Source organism: Microbacterium bandirmense, assembly GCF_037204185.1.
Classification (GTDB): domain Bacteria; phylum Actinomycetota; class Actinomycetes; order Actinomycetales; family Microbacteriaceae; genus Microbacterium; species Microbacterium bandirmense.
In genome coordinates, this window is the sequence record NZ_JBBDGM010000005.1 from 101,280 (window position 1) to 117,209 (window position 15,930).

A 15,930-nucleotide genomic window follows, 5' to 3' on the forward strand; every position below is an offset into this window, starting at 1 on the left:
AATGGCCAGTATGGGCCCGCAACACTGCCCGAAAGTGCGACCGGAACGGGTCGGGTGGCGGCGTTTGTGGGGGATCGCCAATCGGACACGGCTGCGCGGCGGTGGGGCTGTCGGTGGGCGCTGGACGAAGCGAGGGTCGATCGCCGCGCGTGCAACGATCGCGGGATGCCCGAAAGCAACGATGCTTCGGCGACCGTACGACCCGGAATCGCCGAGCGCCTCTCTCAGATGATCCAGCTGCCGACCGTTTCGGCCGAGCTGGATCAGCGCGGCCACGAGCCGTTCGCCGCGTTCGAGCGATTGATCGTCGAGCTGTACCCGCTCGTGCACGAGCACCTCGCGCTCGAGAAGCACACCGACTACGGCCTGCTGTTCCGCTGGAAGGGGCGCTCGGGCACTGCGGACGCGCCTGTTGTGCTGATGGCGCACTACGATGTCGTCCCCGTGGACCAATCGGATGCCTGGACCCACTCGCCGTTCGAGGGACGCATCGCCGATGGACGCGTGTACGGCCGAGGGACGCTCGACGACAAGGGCCCGCTCATCGTCATCCTCGAAGCGGCCGAGAATCTGCTCGCCGACGGATTCACGCCAGCCCGCGACGTGTACCTGTCGTTCGGCGGCAATGAAGAGACCTTCGGCGCAGCCGCGCAGGCGATCAGCGCCTCGTTCCAGCAGCGCGGCATCACCCCGTGGATCGTCATCGACGAGGGCGGCGCGGTCGTCGACGCGCCGCTGCCGTTCGTGCCCGGCCGATCCGCGATGGTCGGCGTCGGCGAGAAGGGGGTTCTCAGCATCCGACTCACCGCGCGCGGCGACGGTGGTCACGCCTCGGCGCCTCCCACCCTCACCGCCGTGCGCCGCGTTGCGCGCGCCGTGAACCGCCTCGGCCCCGGCACGTTCCGCGCGCGGGCGCCGCGCGCGATCTCTCGGATGCTGACGCAGCTGGCGTCCCAGACCCCGGGCCCTGCCCGGCACCTGCTGCGCGTGCTCGGCGCGGTCCCGTTCCTCACGGCGCGCGTGTTCGCCGCGCTCGGCGGTGAGCCCGCGGCGCTGGTGCGCACGACCGTCGCACCCACGATGCAGAGCGGCGGCACTGCCGCCAATGTGCTCCCGTCGCAGGCATCCGCCACCGTCAATCTGCGCATCGCGCTGGGTGAGACGGTGGATGCCACGGTGCTGCGCGTCCGCGATCGCATCAGCGACCCACTCGTCGCGATCGAGGTGCTCGAGGGCAGCGAGCCCTCACCCGAGTCGGCCACCGACAACGCGCAGTTCGCGCTCATCGCCGAGGCACTGAATGTGTCGCACCCCGATGCGCCCGCCGTGCCGTACGTGATGATGGCCGCCACCGACTCCCGTCACTTCCACCGCTTCACCCCGGCGGTCTACCGCTTCGCGCCGCTGGAGATGTCGAACGCGCAGCGTGCGTCCATCCACGGTGTCGATGAGAATGTCGAGATCGCCGCGCTCGAGCGCGGCGAGCGATTCCACCGGGAGCTGCTGCGCCGCATGCAGTAGCCCCACTGTTCAACAAGGAGGCGCGATGGCGCGCTCTGTCACCCTCGGCGCGCTCGCGAGCGTCGTCGGATTCCTCGCGTTCGTCGAATTCACCAGCGGCGTGCTGCAGGGCTATTACACGCCGATGCTCACCGACATCGCCCGGCACCTGGGCATCCACGATGCCGATGTGAACTGGCTCGAGGGCACCCAGCTGATGCTGTCGGCGCTCGTCGTGCCGGCCTTCGCCAAGCTCGGCGACATGATCGGGCACAAGCGGATGCTGCTGATCTCGACCGCCCTCACCGCGGCCGCCGCGCTGGTGCTGCCGTTCACCGATTCGTTCGCCGTGTTCCTCGTCGGCTGGGCGCTGATGGGGTTCTACGTGGTGTGGCTGCCGCTCGAGATCGCGCTGATCTGGTCGCGGTCTCGGTCGATGGAGGGTCGATCGGTGATCACGGCGCGCGCGGCCGGCATGCTCGTCGCGGCGCTCGAGGCGGGCGCGATCATCGGCGCGCTCGCCGGCGGGGCGCTGATCGACGTGCTGCCCCTGACTGTGGTGCTGCTGATCCCGGCGCTGCTGATCATCGTGTGCTTCTTCGTGATCCTGTTCGGCGTCAAGGAGTCGCCCGAGACCGCCGGTGGCACGCTCGACACGGTCGGCCTGGTGCTGATCTCGTTCGCGCTGATCGCGTTCACGGGCGGACTCAGCATGCTTCGCCTGCCGGGCGGACTGACCAGCTTCTGGTCGTGGGGCGTGGTGCTGCTCGGCCTGCTGCTGGTGATCCCGTTCGTGCTGTGGGAGCTGCGCCACGACGACCCGCTGATCGATGTGCGCATGTTCCGGTCGCCGGCGCTCGGGCCGGTGTTCCTCACTGCGGGGCTCTTCGGCGTCAGCGTGCTCGGTGCGCAGGCGCCGCTGTCGACCTTCGCGCGAACGGATCCGGCGGTGTACGGCTACGGCCTCGGCACGACGGGGTTCGCGACCTCGCTGATCATCGGCATCTACCTGATCGCGATGATCACCGGAGCCCTGCTGTTCCCGGTGATCGCGCGGGTGACGACGCCGCGCGTGACCCTGATCGGAGCATCCGTGCTCGTGGGCATCGGGTTCCTGCTGTTCCTGCCGTTCCACGACACCTACCTGCAGGTCGTCACCAACATGGTGCTCGCGGGGCTCGGCTCCGGGGCGCTCGTCGCCGCGCTGCCGGCTGCCGCAGCATCCGCCGCTCCCTCGACGCAGACCGGGGTCGCGACCGGCCTCACCAACTCGGTGAAGACCGTCGGCGGCGCGATCGCCTCGTGCGTGTTCGGCATCGCCCTGCTGGGCGGGGCCGCCGGTGCGGCGGGGGCCGCGGCCGAGGGGACGGCCGGATCGCTCGCCGGCTACATGACGGTCTGGATCGTGTGCGGTGTCACAGCGCTGGCATCCGCCGTGCTGCTCGTGTTCGTGCCGAAGCAGGCCTTCACCGACAACCCGGCTCCGGAGGCGCCGAGCGACCCCCGTCGTCCCCGCCTGACCTGAATCCCGGCATGTCGCCGGGTGCACCGGATGCTGTCGCGTGTACGGCCTATTCACGCGAGCAGGCCGTGCACTCGGCGAGATGCCGTGCTTTTGACGGACGGGGGCGGGATGAGCGCTACTCGCGGTCGAGGCCGAAGGTGCGCTTGACGAGCGCCTGCACGTCGCGGTCGATTCCGTCGATACGCGTGTTGACCGCGTCGAATCTCGTGTTGACAGCGTCGAATCTCGTGTTGACAGCGTCGAATCTCGAGTTCATCTCTGTGCGCAGTCCGCCGATCTCCGCGCGTAGGACTCGTACGAACAGAGTTGAGACGACGGTCAGCATGCCGAACATGAGCGCACAGAAAGCGCCGATCATGGTCCAGATCTGTGCATCGTTCATGAATCCCACGCTTTCATCGTCGCATCGATCCCTCAACGATGCCAGTGGGCTTCGACGCCCAGAACTCACCGCAATGTCAGACCGCGAGAACCGCACCGGCGACCGACTCGACCGCATGGAAGAGCGCCTAACCAAGATCGAACTCAACATGGCCGAGAACGTGCGACCCCGCACGCCGTGGTACGTCTGGGTAGCCGGAATCGGCGCGGTGATCCTGCTAGGCGTGAACGGCTTCGCGTTGCTCGACCTCCTTGGAAGCATTGCCGAGGCGCTGCCGTAAACAGAAGCGAGGTGCCGACCAAACCACAGCCGACACCCCGGTTCTCTCGATGCGCCTACCTCAGGTTGAACGACCGTCCGCAGCGTGAACACGACCGGACCCCGAGCGAAACCCGCGAGAACGGTCCGTACTTCGTGCGGCAGTTCGGACAGGTTACGTAGATCGGGCCGCTGACCCGCCGCGTAGCCATTAGCGCTTCCCGTGCTTCGTCGCATCCACGAGCTTGTAGCTCATGCGCGGCTTCGGCGTCGGCGGAAGCGGCTCACCCCGGGTCACGGTCCGTTCGTCTCCCGTCCGACCTCCGCGGGGTCCGACGATCTCGTACTGTCCGGACTGGCGCGCGATCACCCCCGCGCGCAACTGGTTGTTGCTGTTGGTGCTCATAATCAAAACCCTCCAATGGTTCTTGTAGGACACGCCCAACTGTTTGGTGAAGGCGTACCTCCGCGCGTACCTTGGAGGAAGTTTCCCCATCAAAGGATTCTTCCGCCCCTCAGAACAGTTGGCGCTGACCTGAGGGGCTTTTCCGCGGTATCACCCGGTGGCGATCCAATACTACATATGGGGACGGACATTGGGTGGGGCCACAAGGGATAGTAGTTACATCGGTGTAGTTTCCCGCGGTTCTCCACAGCTACAACACAGCTTCTCCACGGTTCCCTCCACAGGCTAGCGGTGTGCGCTCCCTCGGAAAATCGCGGAAAATCGAACCTCTCTTCGATCCATCCACAGGCCGCGTGCTAAGCCCTGCTACCGACATCCGATTTCCTGTGGAGAACGCCCTACGGCGTGTCGCGGCGTGGCGGATCGAGGTGTAGGGGCGCGTTATTTGCTTGCCGCTTCGCCGCGCTTCCAGTACCCCTTCACGACGGCCTTCGACACATCGACGCCCCAGCGCTCGAGCAGCGCGCGCCCCGGCTTGACGATCGACTGCTCGGCGGCGATGAAGCAGAACGGGTCATCGCCGACGGCATCCGCCGCCTTCAGGTTCTCAAGGAAGGCGATCAGCGCCGACCCGGCCGGCGCGTCGCCGCGGTGCAGCCACTCGACGTCGACGGGTGCGTCGATCTCGACCTCGTCGGATGCTGACACCGCCTCGACCACGATGCGGGCGGGCGTGCCCTCCGGGATCAGCGCGGCGAACCGGCGGATCGCCGGGATCGCAGTCTCGTCACCCACGAGCATCCACGATCCCGGCGTGCCCGTGATCACCGCAGACCCGCGGGGGCCTCCTACACCGACGAACGAGCCGATCGGAGCGGTCGCCGCCCAGGGCGCCGCGATGCCCTCATCGCCGTGGATGGCGAACTCGACGTCGAGCCAGTCGTCGCCCCAGGCCAGCGGCGTGTACTCGCGGCTGGGTGCGGCGCGCAGCTCTTCGACGGATGACGTCGGCCCTGCGGCGAAGAACAGGCGCATGTGATCGTCGGCGCCCGGCGAATCGAACCCGGCGAGGTCTGACCCGGTCAGCCGCACTCGCACGTAGTTCGGCGCGAGCCACTCGCGATTCGCGAGTGTGACGGAGCGGAAGCGCAGGTCGAGTCCCTGCCGTTCGATCGTGTAACCGGATTTCACCTGAGGCATAAAGTAAGGCTAACCTAATTTGCAACGCGTAAGGTTGTCCTAACCGCACCGCCGCAGCGCACTCGCGCACCTTCACCGCAGAACAGGAGACTCTCCATGTCCGTGCCCAGAATCGCAAAGACCGTCGCCCTCGGCGCCGTAGCCCTCCTTGCACTGGCCGGCTGCAGCAGCGCCGACGCCGCCGACAAGGCCGACGAGAAGGCTCCGGCCGCTTCGGAAGCGAACTTCCCGGTCACGGTCACCGACATGGCGGGCAACGAGGTCACCATCGAGAGCGCCGACAGCGTGATCGTCACCGACAACCGCCTGTTCCGCCTCGTCTCCGACTGGGGCATCGAGCTCTCGGCCGCCCCCCGTTCGCTGATGAGCAGCGAGAATCCGCTGGTCGATGACGAGAGCATCCTCGACCTGGGCACGCACGCCGAGCCCGACTTCGAGAAGGTCGTCGAGGCCGACCCCGACCTCATCGTCAACGGCTACCGGTACAGCGGCCACAGCGAGGACATGCAGAAGGCCGCGCCCGACGCCGCGTTCGTCGACATGACCAACGAAGAGCTGTCGGTCGACGAGTACCTCGTCGAGAGCGTCACGCTGCTCGGCGAGGTCTTCGGCAAGCAGGACGAGGCCAAATCCGTGATCGATGACTTCCACGCCGCCGTCGACGCGGCGAAGGAGGCCTACGACCCCGAGGTCAGCGTGATGGGCCTGGTCACCAGCGCCAACGAGATCCGCTACTCGAACCCGGCCGACGGCCGCGGCTCCAGCATCTTCTTCAACCTGGTCGGCCTCACCCCGGCGCTCGAGACCGAGGGCTCGTCGAACGACAAGGGCGACGACATCTCGATCGAGGCGATCGCCGAGTCGAACCCCGACTTCCTGCTCGTGCTCGATCGTGAGGCGGCCTTCGCCGACAGCGACTCCACCCCCGCGCTCGAGCTCATCAACACCTCGACCGCACTGGCACCGGTTCCCGCGGTGAAGAACGAGGCCATCTACGTGATGCCCGCCGACTTCTACCTCACCGAGGACATCGTCACCTACACCACCGTGCTGGACGAGCTCGCGGCGGCCTTCTCGTCTCTGTGAGCATCAGCACCACTCCGCAGCCGGTGGGGCAGCGTGTCACGAACATCGACGCGCTGTCCCGCCGCGCCGCGGCCTCCCCACCGCGGTCGTGGCTGCGACGCAGCCTGCCGCTGATCATCGCCCTCATCCTGACGGCGGGCCTGCTCGTGCTCTCGGTCTTCACCGGCGTCGCCGACATCACCGACACGACCGGCCGCGGGCACGAATTCACCTGGATCACCCGCATCCCCCGCACGATCGCACTCGTACTGGCCGGAGCGAGCATGGCCATGGCCGGGCTGATCATGCAGCTGATGACGCAGAACCGCTTCGTCGAGCCGACCACCGTCGGCACCACCGAATGGGCGGGCCTCGGCATGCTGCTCACCTACGTGCTGATCCCCATGCCGTCGCTGATGCTGCGAATGACGATCGCGATCGTGTTCGCCTTCGTCGGCACCCTGATCTTCTTCCTCTTCCTGCGCAGGGTCACGCTGAAGTCGTCACTGATCGTGCCCATCATCGGCATCATGTTCGGCGCCGTGATCAGCGCCGTCTCCACCTTCATCGCGCTTCAGTACGACCTGCTGCAGACGCTGGGCGCCTGGTTCGCCGGCCGGTTCACCGGCATCGAGGTCGGGCGCTACGAACCACTGTGGATCGTCGCGATCGTGGCCGTGATCGTCGTCATCGTCGCCGACCGGTTCACCGTCGCCGGCCTCGGCAAGGACGTCGCCACCAACGCCGGCCTCAACTACGAGCGCGTCGTGCTGCTCGGCGTCGGACTCGTCGCGATCGTCACGGGCGTGGTCACCGTCGTGATCGGTGCACTGCCGTTCCTGGGACTCATCGTGCCGAACGTCGTCTCGATGATCCGCGGTGACAACCTGCGCACCAACATCCCCTGGGTGTTCCTCACCGGCATCTGGATCGTCACCGTGTGCGACATCATCGGCCGCGTGATCATCATGCCCTTCGAAGTGCCGGTCTCACTGGTGCTCGGGGCCGTCGGTGCCGTGGTCTTCGTCTTCCTGCTGCTGCGCACGAGGAGGAACCTTGTCCGCTGACACCGCGACCACCGGCAGCGCTCAGCCGACGGCATCCGCCCTCACCGCGCCCGGCGGCCCCGACCGCCGCGTCGGCGCGTACACCAGTCGAGGCCACCGCCGACGCTATCTGCTGATCCTCGGCGGGCTCATCGTGCTCGCCGCGGCGATCGCCATCCTCATGCTGACGTGGGACAACCAGCATCCGATCTTCAGCGAGAAGTGGTGGCGCATCTCGCGGATGCGCTCCGAATCGCTCATCGTCATCGCGCTCGTGACCCTGTGTCACTCGTTCGCCACCGTCGCCTTCCAGACGGCGACGAACAACCGGCTGATCACCCCGTCGATCATGGGGTTCGAGTCGCTGTACATCCTCATCCAGACCGCCGCGGTGTTCTTCTTCGGCATGAGCGGCCTCGATCAGATCGACGGCTTCGGGCAGTTCCTGCTGCAGAGCGCCATGATGGTGCTGTTCGCAGTGCTGCTGTACTCCTGGCTGTTCTCGGGCCGCCTCGGCAATCTGCACGTGATGCTGCTGGTCGGCATCATCATCGGCACCGGCCTCGGCACACTCTCCACCTTCCTGCAGCGGATGCTCGACCCGAACGAGTTCGACGTGCTGCGCGCCCGCATGTTCGGCAACGTCGGCAACGCGAACACCGACTACCTCTGGTTCGTCATCCCGGTCTGCATCGTCACCGCCGGGTCGATCTGGCTGCTCGCCCGTCGGTTGAACGTCGTCGCGCTGGGCAGCGAGATCAGCACCAATCTCGGCATGAATCACCGGCGCCAGGTCATGCTGGTCCTCACGCTGGTGACCGTGCTGATGGCGATGAGCACCGCGCTGGTCGGGCCCATGACGTTCCTCGGATTCCTCGTCGCGACGCTCGCCTACTCGCTCACCGACACCCACGACCACCGGCGCATCCTTCCGGTGGCCTGGCTGCTCGGATTCGTCGTGCTCGGCGGGGCGTACTTCCTGCTGCGGCACGTGCTGCCCATGGTCGACACCGTCACGATCATCGTCGAGCTCATCGGTGGCATCACCTTCCTCATCGTCGTTCTCAGAAGGGGGCGCCTGTGATCCGCCTGTCCCACGTCGTCAAGCGCTACAGCGCCGATGTCCAGATCGGCCCGGTCTCGATCGACCTGCCCGCCGGCGGCATCATCGCCCTGGTCGGACCCAACGGCGCCGGCAAGTCGACGGTGCTCACCATGATGGGCCGGCTGCTCGCGCCCGATGAGGGCCGCATCGAGATCGACGGACTCGACGTGCACCGCACTCCGTCGAAGAAGGTCGCCAAGACAGTGTCGATCCTGCGCCAGGAGAACCACTTCGTCACCCGGCTCACCGTGCGTCAGCTGGTCGGCTTCGGCCGCTATCCGTACAGCGGCGGGCGCCTGACCCAGCACGACGAGGACAAGATCTCCGAGGCGATCGACTTCCTCAACCTCACCGACCTCGAGCAGCGCTTCCTCGACCAGCTCTCCGGCGGTCAGCGTCAGCGCGCCTATGTGGCGATGGTGCTGGCGCAGGACACCGACTACCTGCTGCTGGACGAGCCGCTGAACAACCTCGACGCGCAGCACTCGGTGCAGATGATGCAGCAGCTGCGCAAGGCCGCCGACGAGCTCGGGCGCACGATCGTCATCGTGCTGCACGACATCAACTTCGCCGCGGCCTACAGTGACTACATCGTCGCCATGGACCAGGGGAACATCGCCATGCACGGCACCCCCGACGAGATCATCCGCGACGACGTGCTCAGCGCGGTGTTCCGCACCCCGGTCACCGTGATCGACGGACCGAACGGACGCTTCGCCGCGTACCACCGCTGAACGCGGTCAGCGGCGGCGCGACTCAGCGACGGCGGTGATCCTCCGGGGCCAGGCGCGCGCCGCGGCGCGGCTCTCGGATGCCCGCGGTGAAGATCAGTCGGATGATGCGCTGCCGGTGCCCGGCGAAGGGCGCCAGCAGCTCCAGCATCCCCTCGTCGTCGGTGCGTGAGCCGGTGAGCGCGAAGCCGACCTCGTGCGGCAGGTGGTAGTCGCCGACGGCGACGGCGTCCGGGTCGCCGAGCGCGCGCAGACGCGTCTCGGCCGAGGTCCACAGGCCGACGCCGCGCAGGGAGGTGAGGGCGCGGTCGCGCTCGGCGCCGTCGGATGCCCGATGCAAGGCGCGCCGGATACTCGACGCGCGGCCGGCGGCGGCGACGATCGTGCGCGACTGCGGGGGCTCCACGCCGGCACGGTGCCACTCCCACGAGGGGATGCGCTGCCAAGTCTCCGGCGGCGGAGCGGCGGACATCGGTCGGGGAGTGGGGCCCGGTGAGCGCTCGCCGAAGCGGCTCACCAGGTACCGCCAGGCGCCGAACGCCTGCAGTCCGGTGACCTTCTGCTCGAGGATCGCGCACGCGAGTGCGTCGAAGACGCGGTCGGTGCGGGGGAGTCGGATGCCAGGGTGCCGCCTCGCGAGCTCGGCGAGCTTCCCGTGCGACGAGACGTCGAAGCCGGTGAGGTCGTCGTCCGCTCCGCACAGGCGGGGCACCTGGGCGAGGGCGTCGTCGGCTCCGGGGCCCCATGCCGCCGCGTGGACGCCGTCGGACGTCTGGCGCAGGCAGAGCGTCGCCACGCCGGTCTCTGTGCGGAAGGCCATCCAGATGCGCGACCCGTCGATGACCATCGTCGGGTCCTTCGGGCCGCGGCACAGCATCCCGACCGTCTGCATCAGGTCGAGCGGATGCCCGGGCCGGTAGACGGTCTGCTGGGCGGGCGCGTGCTGCGCAGCATCCGTCGTCAGGGTCATGGCGCAACCCTACGCGCCGCACCTGACACCGCGTCGGATGCCCGCTCGCGCACGCTCTGCCGCCCACGCTTGCGCAACCGCGCCATCCTCCTGCATGTGCGCCATCGATCGATGGCGCACATGCAGGAAAATGTGGCGGATGCCGGTGAGACGCCGCCGGACGACTCAGAACCGGTCGGGCGAGGGGGTTCCGTGGCCGTAGCGGATGACGACGTCGGCGTGCCGGTCGAAGCGATAGCCGACGCCGCGCACGGTGCGCACGATGTCTTCGTGGCGGCCGAGCTTGGCGCGCAGGCGACGCACGTGCACGTCGATGGTGCGCTCGCCCGGTGCCTCTTCATCGGACGACGCCTGCCACAGCGCCGAGACCAGCTCGCTGCGCTCGATCGTGCGACCCTCGCGCAGCACCAGGTACTGCAGCAGCTCGAACTCCTTGTAGGTGAAGGCCGCGGATTCGCCGTCGAGCAGCACGCGCTTGCGTGAGATGTCGACGACGACGCCGGCATCCTCGTCCTTCTCCTCCTCGACGGCGGCCTTGGCGCGGGCGATCGCGCCGGGCTCGTGCAGGGCGAGGCGGACGACGTCGAGGTCGCGGCCGCCCGCCGACTGCGGGGCGAGGGCGACGGTGGCGTGGGTCTCGGCTCCGGGGGCCAGTTCGGCGAGCGTGCGGCGCAGCGCGTCGACCAGCACCGGCAGGCTCACACCGGCGGATGCTGCCTTGATCTCGTCGATGCCGACGTAGAGGGCGAAGCCCCGTGGCGATCGCACAGCGGGAAGGTCGGCGGCGGCATCGGCGGGCGTGATGACGCGGACGGGAGCGGTGACGGGACGGTCGAGGAGTGCAGTTGTCGACATGATGATGGATCCTTCACGGATGCGAGAGCAGAGGGCTCTGAAGTGTGTGTTGCACGAATGACCGGGCGGAGCCGGCGGGGAATGAGCGCGGGGGTGGGCGCTCCGAGACTCGTCCCTCAGATGGAGGGATCAACAGCGAGTCGGGCTGGGTGGTTGCGCCTTAGCAACACATTCGGCAACACATGCCAACGCAGCCGGGCATCATCATCCCGGCAGTCCCGTTCGCCTCCTGGGCGGACAAGGGGCGTGCGTTGGTGGTCATGGGGGCGATTATGACTGATCATGACGCGGCATGTCAAAACGTGACGATCCGGCCCGCGAAACACGACGTAACGTGGAGGGGTGACATCTCCTGCATCCGCCGCTGAATTCGTGGTACGCGACCAGAAGGACGCGTCCCGCTTCACCCTCACCCGCGACGGCGAGCTGGTGAGCGTGCTCGACTACCGCGACGACGGCGAAACGGTCGCGCTGACCCGGGCGTACACGATCCCCACCCACCGCGGGCACGGCTACGCAGCGCAGGTGGTCGCGGGCGCCGTCGCCGACCTCGAGGGACGCGGCGACCGACGCATCGTGCCGGTCTGCTGGTACGTCGCCGAGTGGTTCGAGGACCACCCCGAGAAGGCGCACCTGCTGCGGAGGAGCTGAGACGCTCAGCCGGGGCCTGCCACGGCACGCCTCGGCGGGAATGTCGGTGGCCGTCCGTACCGTGAGGGTATGCGCATCCTGCACACCTCCGATTGGCACATCGGCCGCACCTTCCATGGGCACTCGACCATGGATGCCCTGGCCGAGGTGCTCGGTGCGCTCGTCGACCAGGTGCGTGAGAACGCCGTCGACGTGGTGATCGTCGCCGGCGACGTGTTCGACTCGGCGACGCCGGCCGGGCCCGCGTACACGCTGCTGGGCGACACCCTCGCCGACCTGCATGCCACGGGGGCGAAGGTCATCGTCACGAGCGGCAACCACGACTCGGCCGCACGGCTCGGCTTCCAGGCGAGGATGCTGCGCGACGGCATCCACGTGATCACCGATCCGCTGTCGATCGGTGCGCCCGTCACGATCGACGACGCCGACGGGCCGGTGCACTTCTACGGCATCCCGTATCTCGAGCCGGCGATCGTGCGTCGGCACTGGGGTGACGTCGTGCTGCGCACGCAGGCGCAGACCATGGCGCACGTGATGGACCTCGTCCGCGACGGCATGGCCACGCATCCCGGCCGGTCGGTCACGATCGCGCACTGCTTCGCGGCCGGGGTCGTCGCCACCACGGGCCTCGAGCGCGAGGTGCGCCAGGGCGGGCTCGACGTGGTGCCGCTCGAGGTCTTCGACGGCCCCGACTACATCGCGCTCGGGCACATCCACGGTCGCCAGCAGCTCAGCGAGCGTGTGCGCTACTCGGGCGCGCCGCTGCACTACAGCTTCGGCGAACAGCACAAGGAGCGCGGCTCGTGGCTCGTCGACCTCGACGCCTCGGGCCTGGTCGACGTCGCATGGCTGGCCCTGCCCGTGCCGCGCCGCCTGATCACCCTCACCGGCACGCTCGACGAGATCCTGTCCGCGGCGAACGTCACCGCCCACGCCGACGACTGGGTGTGCGCGGTGTACACCGATGCCGTGCCGCAGCACGAGCCGATGCGTCGGCTGCGTGAGCGCTTCCCGTTCTGCGCGCTGGTGCAGCATCAGCCGGACACGGCGGATGCCGGTGACGAGACGTCCTACGCGCAGCGGCTGCGCTCGGCCGTCACCGACGTCGAGCGCATCGAGGCCTTCCTCGTGCACGTGCGGGCCGGTCACGGTGCGACCGAGCGCGAGAGCGAGCTGATCCGCGAGGTGCTCGACGACCGCGTGCGCGCCGAGGCGCTCGTCTGATGCGGCTGCACCGCCTCGAGGTCGAGGGATTCGGGCCGTTTCGCGCGCGCCAGGTCGTCGACTTCGATGCATATGCCGACGACGGCATCTTCCTGATCGCCGGCCGCACCGGGGCGGGAAAGTCGAGCGTCCTCGATGCGGTCGCCTTCGGGCTGTACGGGGGAGTTCCGCGCTACGACAGCGGGGAGAAGCGCCTGCGCAGCGATCACTGCGACCCCGATGACCTCACCGAGGTGACGGTCGAGTTCAGCACGGTCGCGGGGCGCTTCCGGGTGACCCGCTCGCCCGCCTATGAGCGGCCCGCGAAGCGCGGTGGCGGCATGACGACGCAGCAGCCGTCCGCGCTGCTCGAGCAGTTCCTCGACGACGCCTGGGTCGGCAGAGCGGCCCGTGTGGTCGACGTCGCCCGCGAGCTCGATGAGATCCTGCAGCTGAGCCAGGAGCAGTTCCTGCAGGTGATCCTGCTCGCCCAGAACCGGTTCGCCGACTTCCTTCTCGCCGACAGCAAAGAGCGGCAGGCGCTGCTGCGGCGGCTGTTCGGCACCGAGCGGTTCTCCGACTACCAGGCGCGGTTCGACGAGCGGCGTCGCGCCGTCGAGCAGAAGCTCAGTGGGCGTCGCGCGAAGGTCGATGCGCGTCTCGACGAAGCCGAGCGGGTGGTCGACGATGCCGGGCTGTGGGGCGACGACGCCGATAATGCGCCGGACACGACGGATGCCAGGATCGATCGGCTGAGACGGGCCATCACCAGGGCCGATTACCAGGTGGAGCGCTTCACCTCCGAGCGCAGCGAGACCGAGAAGGCCCTGGCGGCAGCCGATACCGCGCTGGCGCAGCTGAAGGAACAGCGGCAGGCGCAGGGCGATCGCGACCGCGCTCGATCGGCGCTGGCTGCGCTCGACGCCGAGACGGCGCAGATCGCCGACGCCGCGACGCGCCGCGACAGGGCACGCGCGGCCGAGTCGCTGCGTGGAGTGATCATCGCAGCGACCCGGGCGACGGCCTCGCTCGCCGACGCCGCGCAGACCGAATCGGATGCTGTCGACGCCGCACTCGCCGCAGACGTCCCGGCCGCAAGCGTTCCGGCCGCAGACGTCCCGGCGGCAGAGTCCGGCCCCGTCGCGGGCCACTTCCGTGACTGGGCCGCTGCCCGCACCCGCGAGAGCGGCGCCTGGCAGCGCGCGGCCGAGCTGGAATCCGAGACCGATCGCCGTGCAGCCGACCTGTCCGCCGCGCACGCCGCCGTGACGACGGCATCCGACGCGCTCGTCGCGCTCGACCTCGAACGAGACGCCCTGCCCGCCAGGCGTGCGGAGCTGACCGCCGCTCGTGACGCCGCGCGACGGGAGGGCGACAGCAGCGCGAATGCCGCGCAGGCCGTGACCGTCGCCGAGCAGCGTCACTCCGGGGCGCTCGAGGCGGAACGGCTGGCCGCGGTCATCGCACAGCTGACGCGCCGCGAAGCGGAGGCCACCGAGGCGCACACCACGGCCCAGGCGGAGCTCGCCCGGCTGCGCCGACGCCGGCTCGACGGGTACGCCGGAGAACTGGCATCCGTCCTCGAGCCGGGCATGCCCTGCGCCGTGTGCGGATCGACCGAGCATCCCGCACCCGCCGAGCACTCCGATCCGGTGTCGGCCGACGACATCGCCGCGGCGGAAGCCGTGCGCGACGTGGCGGCCGAGGCCGAGCGCACCGCCTCGCGCGACCTCGCCGAGCAGCGGGCCGCATACGCCGCGGCCGTCGAGCGCTCCTCCGGACTCGATGTCACGCAGGCCGCCGACGCGCTGACGGCCGCGCGCACCGCCCACGACGACGCCGTCACCGCGGCCGAACGCGCCGCGGTGCTGACCACAGAGCTGGAGGCCTTCGAGCAGAGCGCCTCCGCTCTCGACGGGCGTCGTGCGACGGCATCCGAGGCGCTGGCGACCGCGCGCACCGAGCTGTCGCTGATCGAGCAGCGCATCGCCGACGCCGACCGCACGATCGCCGCGGCCAGGGGCGCGCATGCGACCGTCGCCGAGCGGCTCACCGAGGCCCAACGGCAGATCGCGGCCGCGACCACGGCCGCCGATGCGATCGATGCGCACCGCGAGCTCGCGCGCCGTGCGCAGGTCGCGCATGACGAGCAGGATGAGGCGATCGCGGCATCGACGTTCGCGTCGGCTCCCGACGCCGAGCAGGCGCTGCTCGATGCCGACGAGATCGCCGGCCTCGACGAGCGCGTCACCGCCCACCGCGTCGCACGCGAGAAGGAGCGGGCCCTGCTGCTCGATCTCGAGCTGCGCACCCTGCCCGAGGAGCCGATCGACCTGACGCCCGCCGAGCAGACGTCGGCGACGGCGCGCGAGGCCTGGCAGCGGGCCGTCGATGACGACAGTCGTGCCCGAGGCGTGCAGCGCAGTCTCACCGCGACCGTCGATTCGGCAGCATCCGAGCACGCCGCCACGGCCGGAGACGTGGCGGAGTTCGAGGTGCTGCGCGGACTCGCCGATGCGGTCGCCGGGCGTTCGGGCAACACCCGCAAGATGAACCTCGAGACCTTCGTGCTCGCCGCCGAGCTCGAAGAGATCGTCGCAGCTGCCAACCTGAGGCTGCACGACATGTCAGACGGCCGCTACCAGCTGCGGCACTCGGACGCGCTGGCCGCCCGCGGTGCGGCATCGGGGCTCGGCATCGTCGTGTTCGACGCGTTCACCGGTCATGTCCGCCCGGCGAAGTCGCTCTCCGGAGGTGAGACGTTCCTGTCTTCGCTGGCGCTCGCGCTGGGACTCGCCGAGGTCGTCACCTCGCGGGCCGGGGGCATCCGCCTCGACACGCTGTTCATCGACGAGGGGTTCGGATCCCTCGACGCCGACACCCTCGACACGGCCATGCGCACCCTCGACGAACTGCGGCAGGGCGGTCGCACCGTCGGCGTGATCAGTCACGTCGAAGCGATGCAGGAGCAGATCCCCGCTCAGCTGACCGTTCGCGCGCTGCCCGACGGCCCCAGCGTGATCGACCAGTAGC

At 68.9% G+C, this 15,930-nt stretch carries 15 protein-coding genes; 10 read left to right on the forward strand and 5 right to left on the reverse strand.

The annotated features are described in order from the left end of the window. The first annotated feature begins 165 nt into the window (after nucleotides 1-165). Both WDU99_RS07285 and WDU99_RS07290 read left to right on the forward strand, forming a co-directional pair. Nucleotides 166-1,521, forward strand: a complete 1,356-nt coding sequence (locus WDU99_RS07285) for a M20/M25/M40 family metallo-hydrolase (protein WP_337331785.1) — start codon at nucleotides 166-168, stop codon at nucleotides 1,519-1,521. Between the two features lie 25 nt (nucleotides 1,522-1,546). Next, complete coding sequence (locus WDU99_RS07290; protein WP_337331786.1) at nucleotides 1,547-3,025, forward strand: MFS transporter; 1,479 nt, start codon at nucleotides 1,547-1,549, stop codon at nucleotides 3,023-3,025. A gap of 115 nt (nucleotides 3,026-3,140) precedes the next feature. Here WDU99_RS07290 and WDU99_RS07295 read toward each other — a convergent pair whose 3' ends face one another. Next, nucleotides 3,141-3,359 (reverse strand): hypothetical protein, encoded by a 219-nt coding sequence (locus WDU99_RS07295; RefSeq protein ID WP_337331787.1) that lies wholly within the window; start codon nucleotides 3,357-3,359, stop codon nucleotides 3,141-3,143. Between WDU99_RS07295 and WDU99_RS07300 the strand changes: the two genes are divergently transcribed. Further along, nucleotides 3,358-3,687 (forward strand): hypothetical protein, encoded by a 330-nt coding sequence (locus tag WDU99_RS07300; RefSeq protein ID WP_337331788.1) that lies wholly within the window; start codon nucleotides 3,358-3,360, stop codon nucleotides 3,685-3,687. The genes WDU99_RS07295 and WDU99_RS07300 overlap by 2 nt on opposite strands. A 189-nt stretch (nucleotides 3,688-3,876) precedes the next feature. On the opposite strand, the gene WDU99_RS07305 is transcribed toward WDU99_RS07300, so the two are convergent. Beyond that, complete coding sequence (locus WDU99_RS07305) at nucleotides 3,877-4,071, reverse strand: hypothetical protein (protein WP_337331789.1); 195 nt, start codon at nucleotides 4,069-4,071, stop codon at nucleotides 3,877-3,879. 441 nt (nucleotides 4,072-4,512) lie between these two features. Further along, nucleotides 4,513-5,271, reverse strand: coding sequence for a siderophore-interacting protein (locus WDU99_RS07310; RefSeq protein WP_337331790.1), 759 nt, complete (start codon nucleotides 5,269-5,271; stop codon nucleotides 4,513-4,515). Nucleotides 5,272-5,367: 96 nt separating this feature from the next. Between WDU99_RS07310 and WDU99_RS07315 the strand changes: the two genes are divergently transcribed. Genes WDU99_RS07315 through WDU99_RS07330 form a run of 4 tightly spaced genes read left to right on the forward strand, consistent with a single transcriptional unit; the run spans nucleotide 5,368 to nucleotide 9,221 of the window. Next, complete coding sequence (locus WDU99_RS07315; RefSeq protein ID WP_337331791.1) at nucleotides 5,368-6,357, forward strand: ABC transporter substrate-binding protein; 990 nt, start codon at nucleotides 5,368-5,370, stop codon at nucleotides 6,355-6,357. Between the two features lie 53 nt (nucleotides 6,358-6,410). Beyond that, the gene (locus tag WDU99_RS07320) at nucleotides 6,411-7,403 is read left to right on the forward strand and encodes an ABC transporter permease (protein ID WP_337331936.1); all 993 of its coding nucleotides are present in this window, start codon (nucleotides 6,411-6,413) and stop codon (nucleotides 7,401-7,403) included. Beyond that, a complete protein-coding gene (locus tag WDU99_RS07325) occupies nucleotides 7,393-8,466 on the forward strand; it encodes an iron chelate uptake ABC transporter family permease subunit (RefSeq protein WP_337331793.1) in 1,074 nt (357 codons plus the stop codon). Before WDU99_RS07320 ends, WDU99_RS07325 begins: the two co-directional genes overlap by 11 nt. Beyond that, the gene (locus WDU99_RS07330) at nucleotides 8,463-9,221 is read left to right on the forward strand and encodes an iron ABC transporter ATP-binding protein (RefSeq protein WP_337331794.1); all 759 of its coding nucleotides are present in this window, start codon (nucleotides 8,463-8,465) and stop codon (nucleotides 9,219-9,221) included. The genes WDU99_RS07325 and WDU99_RS07330 overlap by 4 nt, the downstream gene beginning before the upstream one ends. A 22-nt stretch (nucleotides 9,222-9,243) precedes the next feature. Here WDU99_RS07330 and WDU99_RS07335 read toward each other — a convergent pair whose 3' ends face one another. Continuing rightward, a complete protein-coding gene (locus WDU99_RS07335) occupies nucleotides 9,244-10,188 on the reverse strand; it encodes a DNA-3-methyladenine glycosylase family protein (RefSeq protein WP_337331795.1) in 945 nt (314 codons plus the stop codon). A 165-nt stretch (nucleotides 10,189-10,353) separates the two neighbouring features. Continuing rightward, a complete protein-coding gene (locus tag WDU99_RS07340; RefSeq protein ID WP_337331796.1) occupies nucleotides 10,354-11,043 on the reverse strand; it encodes a winged helix-turn-helix domain-containing protein in 690 nt (229 codons plus the stop codon). Between the two features lie 342 nt (nucleotides 11,044-11,385). Between WDU99_RS07340 and WDU99_RS07345 the strand changes: the two genes are divergently transcribed. The 3 genes from WDU99_RS07345 to WDU99_RS07355 all read left to right on the forward strand — a co-directional run bounded on the left by WDU99_RS07345 (nucleotide 11,386) and on the right by WDU99_RS07355 (nucleotide 15,929). Continuing rightward, nucleotides 11,386-11,694 (forward strand): GNAT family N-acetyltransferase, encoded by a 309-nt coding sequence (locus tag WDU99_RS07345; protein ID WP_337331797.1) that lies wholly within the window; start codon nucleotides 11,386-11,388, stop codon nucleotides 11,692-11,694. A 69-nt stretch (nucleotides 11,695-11,763) separates the two neighbouring features. Continuing rightward, the gene (locus tag WDU99_RS07350) at nucleotides 11,764-12,918 is read left to right on the forward strand and encodes an exonuclease SbcCD subunit D (RefSeq protein WP_337331798.1); all 1,155 of its coding nucleotides are present in this window, start codon (nucleotides 11,764-11,766) and stop codon (nucleotides 12,916-12,918) included. Continuing rightward, complete coding sequence (locus WDU99_RS07355; protein WP_337331799.1) at nucleotides 12,918-15,929, forward strand: SMC family ATPase; 3,012 nt, start codon at nucleotides 12,918-12,920, stop codon at nucleotides 15,927-15,929. Before WDU99_RS07350 ends, WDU99_RS07355 begins: the two co-directional genes overlap by 1 nt. Nucleotide 15,930 lies beyond the last annotated feature (1 nt).